The following is a 13,631-nucleotide window of genomic DNA, read 5'->3' on the forward strand; positions in this document are numbered from 1 at the left end:
CCGGATCATTGGTCAGGCGGGGCAAAAGCCGCGCAAAACGGCAATATACATATGCTGAAACATATAACCCTCAAAGAGGATATGCTTAAGCATATATATGATTGCGTTCGCCGTGCTGTTTGATATGCTTAAGCATATAACACTATAAAAATATATGCCAGGATATATAAATGAGTGCGGGAATTGAGGAGATAGCAGCGCGTGTCCGTGAGGCACGTATCGCAAAGGCACTAACCCAGAAGGAGCTGGGGCAGCGCGTTGGCTTACCCCAAAGCCATATCTCCAAAATCGAAAAAGGCACGGTTGATCTCAAACTTTCAAGCCTTGTCGAGATCGCGCGCGCGCTCGACCTTGAGATCACGCTCGTGCCGCGCAAGGCTTTGCCCGCCGTTCAGGGAGCGGTGCGCGCGCATGGCACGACCGTCGAAACAAGCCGCGCAGTGCGCTTACTCAACGAACAGGCGCAAATCGCAGAACGGATCAAAGCAAATTTCCCAGACCTGCCTCAGCTTGACGGCTTCCAGAATGCGATCCGGAGCATCCCCAGACTGCAATTCGATGCAGCCCAACTCAAAGCCCTCGACGAGGCCTTGCAGCCGGCAAAGCGGCTGAAGACGATCATCGATACGCAGGGCGGGGTGGCGACTCTCGCCAAACGCATCGAGGAGGCGACTTCGGCTCTCCGGCATTTCCGCAACATTCAGGTGCATCATGCGCCGTTGATCGAGGCTGCACGCCAGCTTCCCGCTTACCGGCTGGAGGAGGATGACGCATGATTGACGCAGCCGCTCTCGCCATACTTCTGCATGATCGCCGTATCGGGACGCTTGCGCGCCTCGATGGCGATCGCAGCATCTTCACGTTCGACGAGGCCTATCTCGCCGACGAAGATCGCCCGACGCTCTCGCTTGCCTATCGTGACCAATATGGCGCGATCATCAATGCGCCTCGCGCCTATCAAACACAGATCGAGCCGTTCTTCTCGAACCTTTTGCCCGAAGGAACCCTGCGCGATTATCTTGCGCGCCGCGCCGGTGTTAAGTCCGTGCGCGAATATCTCCTTCTCGCGCAGCTTGGCGGAGACTTGCCAGGCGCAGTCAAGGCCGTGCCCGTCGAGGCGCGTGACGTGCAGCCTGAAGACGCAGACGAAGAAGGCGTTGCAGCGGAAGCCAAACGCGCACTGCGCTTCTCGCTCGCTGGCGTTCAGCTCAAATTTTCAGCCTTGAAGAACAGGGGCAAGAATGGTGGCCTCACCATTCCGGTGAGCGGCACGGGCGGCGACTGGATCGTCAAACTGCCGTCAGCCCGTCACCCCGACGTTCCGGAAAACGAATTCGCCGCCATGAGCTTGGCCTCCAAGCTCGGGATCGATGTCCCCGACATCGATCTTCTGCCGCTCGAAACAATCGACGGATTGCCCGATGGGATCACCCGATACGGGGCGTCGGCCTATGCCATACGCCGTTTCGACCGGACCGATACCGGACCCGTCCACATCGAGGATTTCGCGCAAGTCTACGGTGTCTATGCCGACGACAAATATGAGAATGCAAGCTACCGCCAAATTTTGTCGGTGCTCGCAATCGCAGCCGATGAGGCAAGCTCGGTCGAATTCATTCGCCGGCTCACCTACTCCGTGCTGATCGGCAATGGCGACATGCATCTGAAGAACTGGTCACTCATCTATCCCGATCAGCGCCGACCTGTCTTGGCGCCAGCCTATGATCTTCTCTCGACCGTCGCCTATATCCCTGAGGAGGATGCCGCCCTCAAATTTCATCGGTCACGCGCATGGGAGTCCTTCACCTACCGCGAACTGGGGACGATCGCCGACAAAGCGCGGCTGCCGTCGCATCTGGTGATCTCGACAGCGAAGGAAACAGTAGAGCGGTTTGACGAGCTTTGGGAGCAGGAGAAGACGCATCTCCCCTTCTCGGGTGAGGTCATTGCCGCAATCGAAAAGCACAGAAAGCGCCTCGCAGTTTGAATCAACTGCAACAGAATGTGCTTGCATCGAAACATTTGGCACGCTGCGGCGGAAGGGCTTGATGGGGCAGCAATGGCTGGTTGCGGCAGGAGCGGTCCTTAACGCCCGCGGCGTTGAACGGCAAAAGTTGGTCTGCACTCGCCGTCTCGATTGGGAACACATGGCGGGACGGCCCCTGAGGCGATCATGGTGAAAGCCGTCCGAGACACGCCCTTTCCCAATACCCGTTCCCGATTGCCCTTTCCCAAAATGACGGGCCGGAGACGGGCAAACGGGAAGGACCGGATTTTACGGAGCGACATCGCGGGCCGCCCCAACGCCTGCGGAGGGGGCGTTCATCGGTTCCGCCACCACCCGTTACGAAAAAATGACGAAACGCCCGTGCTGGGGTTGAACCAAATAGGCCCCTTCTTATTTATATCCTGTACGACGTCGTGTCCCCCCTTTCGCGATGTCGTATGACACGCTTTCAGCGTGTCTCCTCCCTGAACCTTGGCCGCCTCGCGCTCTTCCCCCTTGCGCGAGGCGGTTTTTTTATTCCGCGGCCATCGCGGCGGGCTGGCCCAGCGCTTCGGCGGCGAGCGCGGACAGGATGCGGCGTACCAGCGTGACCGTCGCGTCGAAGCCCGGCCCCGGCGCCTCCAGCGCGGCATCGAGATAGAGCGAGCGGTCGAGTTCCAGCTGGATGGCGTGAATGCCGCGTCGCGGATCGCCATGCCGCTCGACGATATGACCCCCGGCATAAGGCGCATTGCGGGTGACAGGAAAGCCTCCGCCTCGCGCCTCCGCCTCAATCCTGCGGACGAAGCGGGTGGCGGCCGTCGTGCCATGCCGGTCGCCGATGACGATGCGCGGCACCAGCCCCGGCGCCCCCAGCGGCGGCATCGAATGCAGGTCGAGCAGCACCGCCACCCCGAACCGCGTCCGCGCCGCCGCCAGCCGCTCCGCCAGCGCGTGGTGATAGGGGCGGTGGTCCGCCTCGATCCGCTGGACGATCTCGGCATCGGTGAAGCGCCGCATCCAGATATCGCCATGCCCCGCCACCCGGCGCGGCACCAGGCCCAGCCCGCTGCGCAGCTTGGCCGAGGCGCGGGGCACCATCCGCGCGCCCTCATCGATCAGGGGATCGCGTTCGCGCTCGTCACGGTTCAGGTCGATCCAGGCGCGCGGCATATGCTGGACCAGCATCGGCTCGTCACCCCGCGCCGCCATGCCGACCCTATCGATCAGCCGGTCCTCCAGCCCCATCACGGCGGCGATCGGCACCCGCAGCGCCGCGACCAGGTCCGACGGATAGGCGCGCCCGCCATGCGGCACCGAGATCACCACCGGCCCCAGGGGCACCGGATCGCCGAAGCTCTGAAAGGATGCGCCGAAGCTCGGGCTGGCCATTGTCCGCGATCCTATGGCGGCAATCGGACAGGGGCAATGGTCTGGAAATCTTAACCGCGCCGCCGCTAAGCTGCCCTTCAACATGAATCGGGATGACGTGATGTTCCATATCCTGCTGGCCGAAGACGACGAGGTCATGCGCGAATATCTGACACGGGCGCTGACGCGGTCCGGCTACAGGGTGACGGCGGTCGATCGCGGCACGGCGGCGCTTCCCTTGTTGGAGAGCCAGCGCTTCGACCTGTTGCTGACCGATATCGTCATGCCCGAAATGGACGGCATCGAACTGGCCCAGCGCGCGGCTTCGCTGGTCCCCGACCTGCGGGTGATGTTCATCACCGGCTTTGCGGCGGTCACGCTGAAGGCGGGGCAGGCGGTTCCCAACGCCCGCGTCCTGTCCAAACCCTTCCACCTGCGTGACCTGGTGATGGAGGTAGACCGACTTTTTGCAAAAGAATCGGCCGATGGTGCGATTTAGGGCTTGCCAGCCCCGCCGAAACTGCTAATTGCCCGGCCTCCGGCGGGCGTGTAGCTCAGTGGTAGAGCACTGTGTTGACATCGCAGGGGTCGCAAGTTCAATCCTTGCCACGCCCACCACCCTAAAACGTTGCTATCCGGTCATAAAAAACCTCCCACCCCGGAGGGACCGGATAGCGATGTTTTCGGCGCACTTTCGGCGCATAGCGCCGTCAGATCGCACATCGATTTCCCCGGTAATGTCCTCGAGAGCCTTCGCCACCGAGCCAAAGCGGCCGACCGCATAGATTTCGGTCGTGCTGTTGGCGTCGTGACCGAGGAAGCCCTCCAGATCCCATTTGTGCACGCCGCGATCGCGCAGCAGCGTCGCGAGGCTGTGGCGAATCACATACGGCTTCCACTCGCGCGTTGTGGGCAGCTTCAGCGCGCGGAGCATGGTCCGCCAGGACGTGTCGACGTCTAGGACAGATCGCCCGTAGTAATTGACCAGGAAGCCCGCACCCTTGCGCTTGTCGGCATCGAGGCGCTGATATGCGTCAAGCTCGGCCGCAAGCCATTCCTGAAGAATCGGCACGACGGGTATCACGGGGCGGTGCTTGTTCGTCTGCTCCCGGCCGAAGGGATTCAGGTCGAGCGTCGCCGATCCACGATACCATTGCTCCCGCTCGGGAGCGACGCAGATGTCCACGACGCTATCGGGGCGCGCCAGCGTACAGATCGAGGCGACGAGGAACGAGTGGAGGGAAGCGCGCTTCTTCTCCGGTTCGGCCGCATAGGCCACCATGTCGGCGATCGCCGCGACATCGATACGCACCTTGCGCGGGCGCGACACCTGTTTGCGGGGCTTCGGCTTGTAAACCGGCCTGCGCTCCGATCTGGGCGGATCGGCGTCGGCCGCGTGATTCAAGGCGGCCGCGATCTGCAACACCGACTCCTCGGTCGTCGCAGCCGCTCGGGGCCGCGAAGCCGTGATGTCGCCATCTTTGTTACGCCAGACGACAGGCTGGTCTTTCGACCAGGCTCTGAACGCTTCGATGAATGGCGTCCCGCACGCGACGGCGCATGTCGTCTCGATGCCGAACATTCCGCCCGCCGCCTCTTGGGCGTCGAGGAAGTCCGCGATGTGCTTCAACCGTGCGGAAATGCTGCTCGCCGAATCCTTCAGCGCGCCGTGCTCAATCTCATAATCGGCCATCGCGTCGGTCAGCAGGTAGGCAGCGGCCGACGCCAGCGGCTGGCCGCAGGCATGACAATAGGCGGCGGCTTCCCCGCGATCCGCGAGATAGCGCTGATCTAGCGCGCAGATTGCAGCTTCGTCTTCCGATGTACGCGTTGACGCGCTTGCTTCGCGTCGCGCGTCGGGATCGTACCAGAAGATGTACCAGCTGCGCGAACGCTCCGTTCCGTCTTCCCGGCGGAGCTTGTCGAGCCAGTATTTGCCTCTGCGATAGAGTGGTGCCGGGCGTGGCGGCATCGTGCTTGTTCCCCCAAATATTCAGTTTTTGCCGTGTGGAGCATCGCGATCAGCCCGAGGCTGACCAGCAAGTCCAGATCGGTGGCAGTCAGGTCGACACCACGGCCGTTCATCGACGCGCGCGAAACGCGTCGGTCGAGTTCGACAATGTGCATCAGATCCTTCTCCTGGGGTTGGGGGTGACACCGGCGGCGCGCTCCAGGCGTCGCCATAATCGGTTGAAGCGGGCTTGGCTGATCGCCGGTTCGGGCGAGCAGCAGGCCAACCGGCGCAAGCGTGCCCAAGCAGGCCGCGTCGCGGGTGCGATCAGCTTGCGATGGGGGATGCAGATCCAGTTCGTGTAGCAACCCGTAATCGTTCTGCGGCAATTCGGAACGCGGCACTTCAAGCGGTCGGTCACGCACGACGTCATGCGCGGGCCTCCTCCATGTGGCGACGATGGGCGCGCATCAGGTCGCCAATCTCGTTGACGCTGTAGTCCTCGGGCGCGGGCTGGGACCGGAAACCCATCGGGAGGTGCTTCGGCGCGGCCTGGGCGCGGCCGGGGATGTCGAAGCGATCAAGGTCGATCCCCGCCGCCTCGGCAATGGCCATGCCACGCGCGATCGCGGTGTTACGCTCCGGAATAAACGTGGTCGAGCGCGCCAGCGCAAAGCATCGCTTGGCGCGGCGAAAGGCGTCAGCCACGGCTAGGTTCCTTGTTTGTCTGGTTGGCGGCGGCGCGGGCGGCGAGGATGCGCTCCTCAGCGGCAAGCTGTCGCAGCAGCTTTCCCGCATCATTTGCGGCCGCGATCTGAAGGTCGGGGGCGGGCAGCTTGGACTTCCAAGCTGCGATCAGATCGCTGTAACCGCCGTTGCTTGGCAACGGCAGATCCACGATCAGCGAGGCCATTTTTAGGCCACTAGCCATATTGGCGCACATCCCCGCCAGATGATCGAGGACATCGGCCTTCGTGATCAGCACGGGCATGGTTTCGACCTTGCGTTCGATGTCCCTCACAGGCCCAGCTCCGGAATGACGCCGGGGCCGCTGATCCACCAGTCGACCAGCTCGGCGAGGATCAGGCCGACGATCAGACCCGCGATCGTGATCATGGCCATGGTGTTCAGCGAAAGCTGGTTGTCGGCCGAGCTGGTGGTCGGGCGGCAGTCGGAACAGCGGCAGGACATCTCGTGCAGCGACGAGGGCGCGATCGTTTTCATCGGCGAGGCTCCCGAGCCAGGTTGACGACAAAGGCGCGGACCGTCTCGGCCGAGACGATCTGCAGGAAGAGGGTCAGGATGAGCGACGCGATGGCCGCGCGCATGAAACCCTTGAGCAGCAGGCCCATCGCCAAGCCGTTGACGACCAGTGAGGCGGTGTGGACGAAGCGAAGCGTCATGGTGACGCGGTGACGCAGCTCGGCGCTCATGCTGCGGCTCCGGCGCACATGGGTGGCGCGGTCCAGATGCACGGGGCCAAGACGCCCAAGGCGGCGCATTCCGCGCGGTCGGTCTTGCCGCAAAGGAGGCAGATCGGCGTGGTTGCCGCCTCGATGCCGCAGCGATGCCGCTCCAGCTCGTAGATGAGCGCGATATCGAAAGGATAGACACGGCTCAGGACGGCCAGCGTGCTGAGGTCCATCGGCACGATATCGGCCTCGATCCGCTGCAGCCATTCGGCGCGCTCGAAATCGGTCAGGTGGGGCACCGTGTCGATCGCCGCTGCCATGTCGTTCAACGACATGCGGCGACCGCGACGCAGGGCCTTCAGATAAGCGCCAGGCGTAATCACCAGCGCCGCTCCGGCGTGATGTCGACGACGATCGGGCGTTGCACCTGCTGGCTGTCCAGCAAGCTGCGGAGATCGAACGTCAGCCGCGACGCCTTCAGGAACAGCTCATTGAGCTGCGGGAGCAAAGCCGTCTGCTCGGGCGTATCCACCACGCAGCCTTCTGGCAGCTGCCGCGCAATGCGGTCGCGTGCGACCCGCATTTCAGCGAGTGCGACGTTCAGTTCGTCGAGATCACACAGCATGGGACGGCCTGAGCTCCGGGCAAAAATTCACCGCTCCACCGATCACGTCGGATCGGCGGGGGCGGCTTTGGGTCGGTTGGTTGTAGGGAGTACGATCGGTGGGAGTACGGTCGGCGGCGGCGGTCATGGGGGCAGCTGCCCGATCAGATGGGGGAGGGTGGCTTCGAAAGCGGATATGCCCTCGGCAATTTCACGGACGGCGGCGCGACGATCGCGCTCGCTGGCCTGCGGTTGCATGGCGATGAGGAGCGCCGCATGGGCATCCGCGCTCTCCCTGATCGCGATCACCGTCAGGTCGGGCAGGTCCCCGTCATCGATGCCGACGACGATCGGCGCCGACGTCTCGAACAGACGTCGATAGGTGTCGAGCATGGGAGCGCCAGCGCCACCGGCGGCGCGCCAGGCGCGGTCCAGCGCCAGCGCCGTCTCGATCGGCGGCGTGCGCGGCGTTTCTGGATGACGCCAGTCGTCGATGGTCCGCTGCGCCCGGCTGGCAATCTGGCGGACCGCATCGCTGCCGATACGCTTTTCGATCGCCTGGAGCGCGAATTCGAAAGACATGGGGTCGCGGGGGAGGGTCATCGTGCCGCGCCCGGGCATGGTCGGCGGCGCGCAGCCCCGGATGAATTTACCCACCGCCGACCCACGACGCCCCGTCGGACGCCGAGACGAATTGCGGAAGCGCTCGACGACCGCAAAGGCATTGCAACGAGATCGGCGGTATCGCCACGCGATGCGAAACAGGTCGCCAGCAGCTGTACCAACCCCCGTTGGAGGTGCTGCTGGCGCTCGCCACCCGACTGGGGCGCGAGACTGGAAAAGAAAATCTCCCCGGATAGCATGTCAGTGCCCTCCACCGGGGGCGCTGGACGCGCCCCCGGCTTCGGCTACTGTGGTGTTGCCTACACCCACAGGAGTCGGAAATTGCACTATATCGAGCGTACCTTTGACGGCGAGCGCGTCGTCTTGGATCACAACACTTTCGAGCGCTGCCTCTTCAGGAATTGTACGCTGGTCAACGAGGGCGGCCCCTTCGAATTCCGGGGCGGAATGCGCGTGGACGGCAACGTCACCTTTGATATTGCAGGTGGCGAAGCGACCCTTGGGCTGCTCGACTTCTTCGGGAAGGCCTTCGGTTACGTCGATATCCTGGGCACCAAGTACGTCCGACTGGACGGCCAAGGAAATCAGGGTGCGCCCATCGGTAACTGACGACCGCAATTCCACCGTGCCGGGACACACGTCGCGAGGCTGTGTCCCGGTCATCGCGTCAGCTTCCAGAACTGGGCGAGGCATTCGTCCGACGCGTCGCGTTCCAGATCGCGGAGGGCCTGCTCGGCCGCGCCAGCGCATTCGCTGTCGGCCAGCAGGACGAGGGCCTGACGGACGAACGCTGCGTCTGCAGCGATGCCCGCAGGGGGGAGATCATGGCTCATGCGTCCGCCCCGTGATCGGTGCCGATCAGCGGCGGGGCGGATGGCGTCGGGGTCGCATCTTCGAGCGGATACAGATCGGGGCGAAGATCATGACGCGATACGCCGGTCAACTCCTCCGTCTTCAGCACATACTCTGGTGCTACCGGCCAGTTGCGCTTCAGCCATGTGTTGATGGTCGTTTGCGGGCACCCGATCAGACGACTCAGCGCAGTCTGTCCGCCAGCTTTGCGAACCGCTTTGGCCAATGCCGAATCTGACGTGTGGTGAAGCGCCATGCGAATCACGTCTAACGACATGTCGTTAGACAGTCAACGACATGTCGTTATTCTAATCTATCGACCTGTCGTTAAACCGGGTTTGTGACCTTAGGGCAGCGCATAGAGGAGCGGAGATTAACGCTCAAAATCCCAAGCATTAGTGCTCTGGCGAGGCGCGCGGGTATGCCGCAGTCGACCTTGAGCGGATTGATCAACGGTCCGAGTCGCTGGTCCCCGCATCTGCCGAAGCTTGCGACGGCGTTGCAGACCACCGTCGAATGGCTGCTCGGCGTCACCGACGATCCTGATGAAAATACAGCCCCACCGCCGCCTGAGCCGGACTTTCAGCCCCTGACGCTTGAGGTCATGTTCCCAAGCCAGCCAGCGCTGGAGCAGATGTTCGCCGGGCTTCTTCTAGCATCGGAGGGGATGACGACGGACGAACTCGCTCGCGAGTTAGCAGTGCAGCTTCCCAAAGCGCTCGGGCTCGCGCGATCCGCTCGGCCGTCGCATCGGGCCTACCAGCCCGTGAAGCATGAAGAAGGTGCTGAAGCGTCGCATGGCGCTCGCTCAGCACCCTCGCGATAGTGGCGCATCTTAGGGGGCATTCAGGGCAAGCCAACGGGCAGGCGGGATTCGACAACAGATACTCATTCACGAATTAGGTGGCCTCCAGATGGTGGCCGGACGGGAGGCGGCGGCGAACTAACTCATGTGGGTTAACCGCCTGGGACGGTGACGGGGGAAACTATGAGGCAGGCTATTCTGACGTTAGGAGTGCTGTTGCTCTGCGGCTGTGCCAGCAAGGTGGAACAGGCCAAGGAGAATGTGAAGTTTCAGGAAGAACATGGCACTGTCGGTGGGCTATGCGATGCACAGCGAGCCCTCGCCAAAGCCTATGAGGATGCCAAGGACGGCGACAATTATCGGATCGAGGTGCTGATCGCCGAAACGACTTGCGACCGTGCTGCGCAAGTCGGGGGCATCATGCCAGCCAATGAGCAAGACCCTGCTTATAGCATCGAACCCGACAACATGGATGCTTTGCCAGATACGACATCTACCCCAAGCAAATGATCAGGGCGATCACCATATCACTTCTGCTCGCTATGCCCGCGATCGCTGCAAAACCCCGGTGTAGTGCGATCGACGGCGACACGCTGCGTTGCGGCCGTGAGCGCATCCGGCTGATTGGTATCGACGCGCCGGAGATGCCCGGTCACTGCCGCCCTGGACGGCTCTGCGCGGTTGGCGACCCCTTTGCCTCTCGAGACAGCCTGGCGAACGCTCTGTTTGCGCCGATCGTCATCGAGCGCGTCGGCCGCGACAGATATGGCCGGACACTGGCGTTCGTTTCGGCCGGTGGCGAGGATTTGTCGTGCGTTCAGCTGCGGCGCGGACAGGCACGATACAGGCCCGATTGGGATGTCGGAAACCGCGTGGGGCGGTGCCAAGGCCGATAGGATGGTCACAGATTTCTCGCCGACCAATGGAAGCTGGCGAATTACGATTCTATTTGAAGGGGATGCCCGTGGCGAAGAACGAAGCAAAAGGGGCTGAGGGGGGCGAAGACATCGGCGCCGAGTGTGGGATCATCATGCCGATAGCAACTATGCCGGATTATCCAGCAGGCCATTGGGAGGCGATGCTGGAATTGATTTCGCGTGGGGTGAGCAAGGCCGGTATGAAACCTCAGCCGGTTTGGGCGAACGGTCCGGCCGATGTGATACAAGAGCGGATCGTCCGTAATCTGTACGAACAGCCATATGCTGTTTGCGACGTCAGTGGATTGAACCCAAACGTGATGTTTGAGCTTGGTATTCGTTTGGCATTTGGCAAGCCGACTATCATCGTAAATGATGGCGTTATCAGAGCCCCGTTTGATATTGGCCCCGCAGAATATGTGCCTTATGATAGGAGCCTTCATTTCCAAGTCGCGGAGGATTTCGTTGTACGGCTCGCCGCAAAGATAGAGGCCGTTAAATCTGTCGTGCAGCAGGGAAATTACCGCCCATACATCAAGACTTTTGGGCCAATAGAGCTTGGCGCGCCAGGAAATGAGTCCGTTCCATTGGGTAAGGCTGTTTTGGACCAATTGAGTACCCTGGCTGCGGAAATGCGGGCAGTGAAACAGAGTCTACCAAACACCATTCGCGACAAGCTGGTCGTTAGCGATAAGCAAGTCGACCTTTATGCCCCTAATTCTGAAGTTGCCTTGAGCAATGTCTTTAATGTCCTACCTATAGCAATTACCGAAGTAACAAATCGAATTCTGGATAGATATCCAGAAGCCATTGTTTCGGAGTTTGCGAGAGGCATGATAGTAGTATCTGCGACAGGGAAAAGCCCTGCTCAGCGCCATGCAATGGAGTTTGCTATCCGTAAAATCATTACAGATGTGGAAGGCGGAATCTGATTTAGATCAGGTAATGGCGTGAAGTTCGGCATTTGCCACGCTGACAAACGGGAGGTGATATTTGTGAGCGATGAACCATTTCCTGCTCCCGCAACCTATCCCGACGGGTATTTCGGCGCTCAGGAAAACTGCATTTTTCCTGGCCTGGTTCAATTGGACGTTAGGACGGTGGCGAACAGGATCGAACGCGCCTTCCCTTTGGATATCAGGCTCGAGGTCGACGAATGCTGGCTTACGATCGGTCGGCAAGCTGGCCTGTTCCAGCGACTGACCAGTCCGCTTCTGGGTGGCGGCGAACCGATCGCAACCCCGATCAGGCTGCGCGTTCGGCTGCAGCATTGCTATGTCCGCTACCAATGCCAAGGGGTCAGCATCCCCACCAGCTCAAAGTATCGCAGCGCGGTGGAGATCGGCACCTATTCGGATCGGCGTAACACGTCGGACACGACCGCCTCGACGCAGGATGTCAGCGGCAACGCTGGCTTCGGCGCGAAAGCGGGCACCAAAGAAAGCTCTCTTTCCGCGGAAGCTGGCTTTCGATCCGCCTCGCAATGGCAGGGCAAGGTCACGACCGAGCGCGTTATCGCGGCGACCCGGGACATTTACGAAGTCGAAGCGGTGCCTGGGGGCTGGCGAGTAGGAGACAAGGTGTTCGGCGATCCGGTGAAAGACGGCGGGTTGCTCGATGGCCCGTACTTTGCGCGCAAGGTTGAGGGGCATCCGCATAGCTGCTTGGTTCAATTTCCCCGAGGAACGAGCGATGGCGTGATCCTGCTGGATGTAACGACCCGCGACGGGCTTCGGGTGGAGCGGGAGGACGGAGCGGGAGCCTCACCTAACGAGCGTGAAAGTGCCGTGCTTGCGATGAAGGATCGAATGGCCGCTTTGTGCATCGAGACCGGGGAACGCCAATCTTTGTCCGAAGTGATTTTGGCCAGCGTGTCGGTGCGCTGCTCGGCCGCCCACGATGCCGAGGAGATGCCGCTTTGAGCCGGGACGACCTGTTCCACGGGGCCAATTCCTTCAACACGCCGTCTGGCGCCGCGCGTGAGGAGCTGGAAGCCCGACTTGCCGCCTTGTACGCTGAAAGCGATGGCAGATTTCACGCCCTGGTTCGCGCGGCAGGTCTGCGGCCGACCGACGATTTCCGCGACCGGGATCTGCGGGCGCTGAATTTCCTAGATGCCGAATTGGAGGGCTTCGACTTCAGCGGGAGCGACCTCCGTGGGACCGGGTTGCGGTTCGCCCATTTGGGGCTATCCACCAAACTAGATCGGGCGCTGCTCGATGAGGACGACGCCGATTGGATCAGCCGTCGAGATTCCGACTGGCCATACTGGGACGAAGACCTATTTCGCGATCTGTCTAGGGCCCTCGCGTCGGGGAAAATCACGGTCGTCTACCAGCCGATTTTGTCGGTGAAGGAGGCGATGATACTACGGGTCGAAGCGCTTGCACGCTGGGACCATCCGACCCGTGGGCCGGTTCCGGCCTCCACGTTTATTCCAATGCTGATGGAGCTGGGCGGCTTAGATCGCCTTGGCCATGTGCTTCTTGAACGCGTGGTGGAGGACCAGCGCAAAATGCGGGAGCTCGGCGTGATCATCGGGATTTCGGTGAACATGGCAGCTGCGTCGGTCGCGAACAGGGCATTCTGCGAGGACTGTATGCGGATACTCGCCGGACAGAAGGCAGACATCCGCTTCGAATTTACCGAGGCCGACATCGCGATCCATCGCGATGCCTTCCTAGAAAACCTGCTCAAGCTGCGGCCACTTGGTGTCGACATCGCGATTGATGATTACGGCACCAGCTATTCGTCACTCTCCGAAATAAGAGATATCGGCGCGCGGGAGATGAAGATCGACAGGAGCTTCATCGGCTCCATAAACAGCAGCCCGGGCGCCGACGTCGTAAAGTCCGTGATAGACCTTGGTCATTCGTTGGGGATGAGTGTCACGGCCGAGGGGATCGAGTCGAGCGCTGAGGCATATTTCGCCAAGACGCTGGGATGCGATGACCTACAGGGTTTCTGGGTCCGGAGGCCGCTACCCTTTGATGATCTGATCGAATTTCTGCACGTATCGACGATCGGCGGATGGTCGCAGAAGCTGCTGACCTTGCAACCTCCTCGCGACGACCCAAGGAAAAATCTGGACCTTACGTAAACTATAGT

22 protein-coding genes and 1 tRNA gene are annotated in these 13,631 nt (G+C 61.5%); 12 read left to right on the forward strand and 11 right to left on the reverse strand.

The window, feature by feature from the left end:
• Nucleotides 1-170: 170 nt before the first annotated feature.
• Both SP5_RS06065 and SP5_RS06070 read left to right on the forward strand, forming a co-directional pair.
• Complete coding sequence (locus SP5_RS06065) at nt 171-776, forward strand: helix-turn-helix domain-containing protein (RefSeq protein ID WP_042485533.1); 606 nt, start codon at nt 171-173, stop codon at nt 774-776.
• Nucleotides 773-1,987, forward strand: a complete 1,215-nt coding sequence (locus tag SP5_RS06070; RefSeq protein ID WP_042485536.1) for a type II toxin-antitoxin system HipA family toxin — start codon at nt 773-775, stop codon at nt 1,985-1,987. Before SP5_RS06065 ends, SP5_RS06070 begins: the two co-directional genes overlap by 4 nt.
• 534 nt (nt 1,988-2,521) lie before the next feature.
• Here SP5_RS06070 and SP5_RS06075 read toward each other — a convergent pair.
• Nucleotides 2,522-3,379: an N-formylglutamate amidohydrolase gene (locus SP5_RS06075; RefSeq protein ID WP_042485540.1), complete on the reverse strand. Its 858-nt coding sequence runs from the start codon at nt 3,377-3,379 to the stop codon at nt 2,522-2,524.
• 100 nt (nt 3,380-3,479) lie between these two features.
• Here SP5_RS06075 and cpdR point away from each other — a divergent pair, with 100 nt between their 5' ends.
• Both cpdR and SP5_RS06085 read left to right on the forward strand, forming a co-directional pair.
• Entirely contained in the window at nt 3,480-3,857 is a 378-nt protein-coding gene (gene cpdR / locus SP5_RS06080; protein WP_042485783.1) for a cell cycle two-component system response regulator CpdR, read from the forward strand.
• Between the two features lie 44 nt (nt 3,858-3,901).
• A tRNA-Val gene (locus SP5_RS06085) sits at nt 3,902-3,976 on the forward strand.
• A gap of 13 nt (nt 3,977-3,989) precedes the next feature.
• Here SP5_RS06085 and SP5_RS06090 read toward each other — a convergent pair.
• Nucleotides 3,990-5,330 carry a site-specific integrase gene (locus tag SP5_RS06090; protein ID WP_042485542.1) on the reverse strand — a complete coding sequence of 447 codons (1,341 nt, stop codon included), beginning with the start codon at nt 5,328-5,330 and terminating at the stop codon, nt 3,990-3,992.
• A 35-nt stretch (nt 5,331-5,365) separates the two neighbouring features.
• Here SP5_RS06090 and SP5_RS06095 point away from each other — a divergent pair, with 35 nt between their 5' ends.
• Nucleotides 5,366-5,674, forward strand: a complete 309-nt coding sequence (locus SP5_RS06095) for a hypothetical protein (protein ID WP_042485546.1) — start codon at nt 5,366-5,368, stop codon at nt 5,672-5,674.
• A 64-nt stretch (nt 5,675-5,738) separates the two neighbouring features.
• On the opposite strand, the gene SP5_RS06100 is transcribed toward SP5_RS06095, so the two are convergent.
• The 7 genes from SP5_RS06100 to SP5_RS06130 all read right to left on the reverse strand — a co-directional run bounded on the left by SP5_RS06100 (nt 5,739) and on the right by SP5_RS06130 (nt 7,907).
• A complete protein-coding gene (locus SP5_RS06100) occupies nt 5,739-6,017 on the reverse strand; it encodes a hypothetical protein (protein ID WP_157013594.1) in 279 nt (92 codons plus the stop codon).
• Nucleotides 6,010-6,330, reverse strand: a complete 321-nt coding sequence (locus SP5_RS06105) for a hypothetical protein (protein ID WP_042485552.1) — start codon at nt 6,328-6,330, stop codon at nt 6,010-6,012. Before SP5_RS06105 ends, SP5_RS06100 begins: the two co-directional genes overlap by 8 nt.
• Nucleotides 6,327-6,533 (reverse strand): hypothetical protein, encoded by a 207-nt coding sequence (locus SP5_RS06110; RefSeq protein WP_042485555.1) that lies wholly within the window; start codon nt 6,531-6,533, stop codon nt 6,327-6,329. Before SP5_RS06110 ends, SP5_RS06105 begins: the two co-directional genes overlap by 4 nt.
• Nucleotides 6,530-6,742 (reverse strand): hypothetical protein, encoded by a 213-nt coding sequence (locus SP5_RS06115; protein ID WP_042485558.1) that lies wholly within the window; start codon nt 6,740-6,742, stop codon nt 6,530-6,532. Before SP5_RS06115 ends, SP5_RS06110 begins: the two co-directional genes overlap by 4 nt.
• Entirely contained in the window at nt 6,739-7,104 is a 366-nt protein-coding gene (locus SP5_RS06120; protein ID WP_042485561.1) for a helix-turn-helix domain-containing protein, read from the reverse strand. The genes SP5_RS06115 and SP5_RS06120 overlap by 4 nt, the downstream gene beginning before the upstream one ends.
• Complete coding sequence (locus SP5_RS06125) at nt 7,101-7,346, reverse strand: hypothetical protein (RefSeq protein ID WP_042485564.1); 246 nt, start codon at nt 7,344-7,346, stop codon at nt 7,101-7,103. The genes SP5_RS06120 and SP5_RS06125 overlap by 4 nt, the downstream gene beginning before the upstream one ends.
• Before the next feature lie 123 nt (nt 7,347-7,469).
• A complete protein-coding gene (locus SP5_RS06130; RefSeq protein WP_167334682.1) occupies nt 7,470-7,907 on the reverse strand; it encodes a hypothetical protein in 438 nt (145 codons plus the stop codon).
• A gap of 363 nt (nt 7,908-8,270) precedes the next feature.
• Here SP5_RS06130 and SP5_RS06135 point away from each other — a divergent pair, with 363 nt between their 5' ends.
• A complete protein-coding gene (locus SP5_RS06135; protein ID WP_042485568.1) occupies nt 8,271-8,558 on the forward strand; it encodes a hypothetical protein in 288 nt (95 codons plus the stop codon).
• A 50-nt stretch (nt 8,559-8,608) separates the two neighbouring features.
• On the opposite strand, the gene SP5_RS19035 is transcribed toward SP5_RS06135, so the two are convergent.
• Both SP5_RS19035 and SP5_RS18715 read right to left on the reverse strand, forming a co-directional pair.
• Nucleotides 8,609-8,782: a hypothetical protein gene (locus SP5_RS19035; RefSeq protein WP_157013597.1), complete on the reverse strand. Its 174-nt coding sequence runs from the start codon at nt 8,780-8,782 to the stop codon at nt 8,609-8,611.
• Complete coding sequence (locus tag SP5_RS18715) at nt 8,779-9,078, reverse strand: transcriptional regulator (RefSeq protein WP_084220585.1); 300 nt, start codon at nt 9,076-9,078, stop codon at nt 8,779-8,781. Before SP5_RS18715 ends, SP5_RS19035 begins: the two co-directional genes overlap by 4 nt.
• A gap of 63 nt (nt 9,079-9,141) precedes the next feature.
• Here SP5_RS18715 and SP5_RS06140 point away from each other — a divergent pair, with 63 nt between their 5' ends.
• From SP5_RS06140 to SP5_RS06165, 6 genes are all read left to right on the forward strand, one after another.
• A complete protein-coding gene (locus tag SP5_RS06140; RefSeq protein ID WP_281177310.1) occupies nt 9,142-9,627 on the forward strand; it encodes a helix-turn-helix domain-containing protein in 486 nt (161 codons plus the stop codon).
• Between the two features lie 162 nt (nt 9,628-9,789).
• Complete coding sequence (locus tag SP5_RS06145; RefSeq protein ID WP_157013598.1) at nt 9,790-10,116, forward strand: hypothetical protein; 327 nt, start codon at nt 9,790-9,792, stop codon at nt 10,114-10,116.
• Between the two features lie 32 nt (nt 10,117-10,148).
• Nucleotides 10,149-10,502: a thermonuclease family protein gene (locus SP5_RS06150; RefSeq protein ID WP_157013599.1), complete on the forward strand. Its 354-nt coding sequence runs from the start codon at nt 10,149-10,151 to the stop codon at nt 10,500-10,502.
• Between the two features lie 68 nt (nt 10,503-10,570).
• Complete coding sequence (locus SP5_RS06155; RefSeq protein ID WP_157013600.1) at nt 10,571-11,455, forward strand: hypothetical protein; 885 nt, start codon at nt 10,571-10,573, stop codon at nt 11,453-11,455.
• 18 nt (nt 11,456-11,473) lie between these two features.
• The gene (locus SP5_RS06160; RefSeq protein WP_042485576.1) at nt 11,474-12,445 is read left to right on the forward strand and encodes a hypothetical protein; all 972 of its coding nucleotides are present in this window, start codon (nt 11,474-11,476) and stop codon (nt 12,443-12,445) included.
• The gene (locus tag SP5_RS06165; protein WP_042485578.1) at nt 12,442-13,623 is read left to right on the forward strand and encodes an EAL domain-containing protein; all 1,182 of its coding nucleotides are present in this window, start codon (nt 12,442-12,444) and stop codon (nt 13,621-13,623) included. The genes SP5_RS06160 and SP5_RS06165 overlap by 4 nt, the downstream gene beginning before the upstream one ends.
• Nucleotides 13,624-13,631: the final 8 nt, after the last annotated feature.

Origin of the sequence: Sphingomonas parapaucimobilis NBRC 15100, from assembly GCF_000787715.1 — a bacterium.
GTDB lineage: Bacteria > Pseudomonadota > Alphaproteobacteria > Sphingomonadales > Sphingomonadaceae > Sphingomonas > Sphingomonas parapaucimobilis.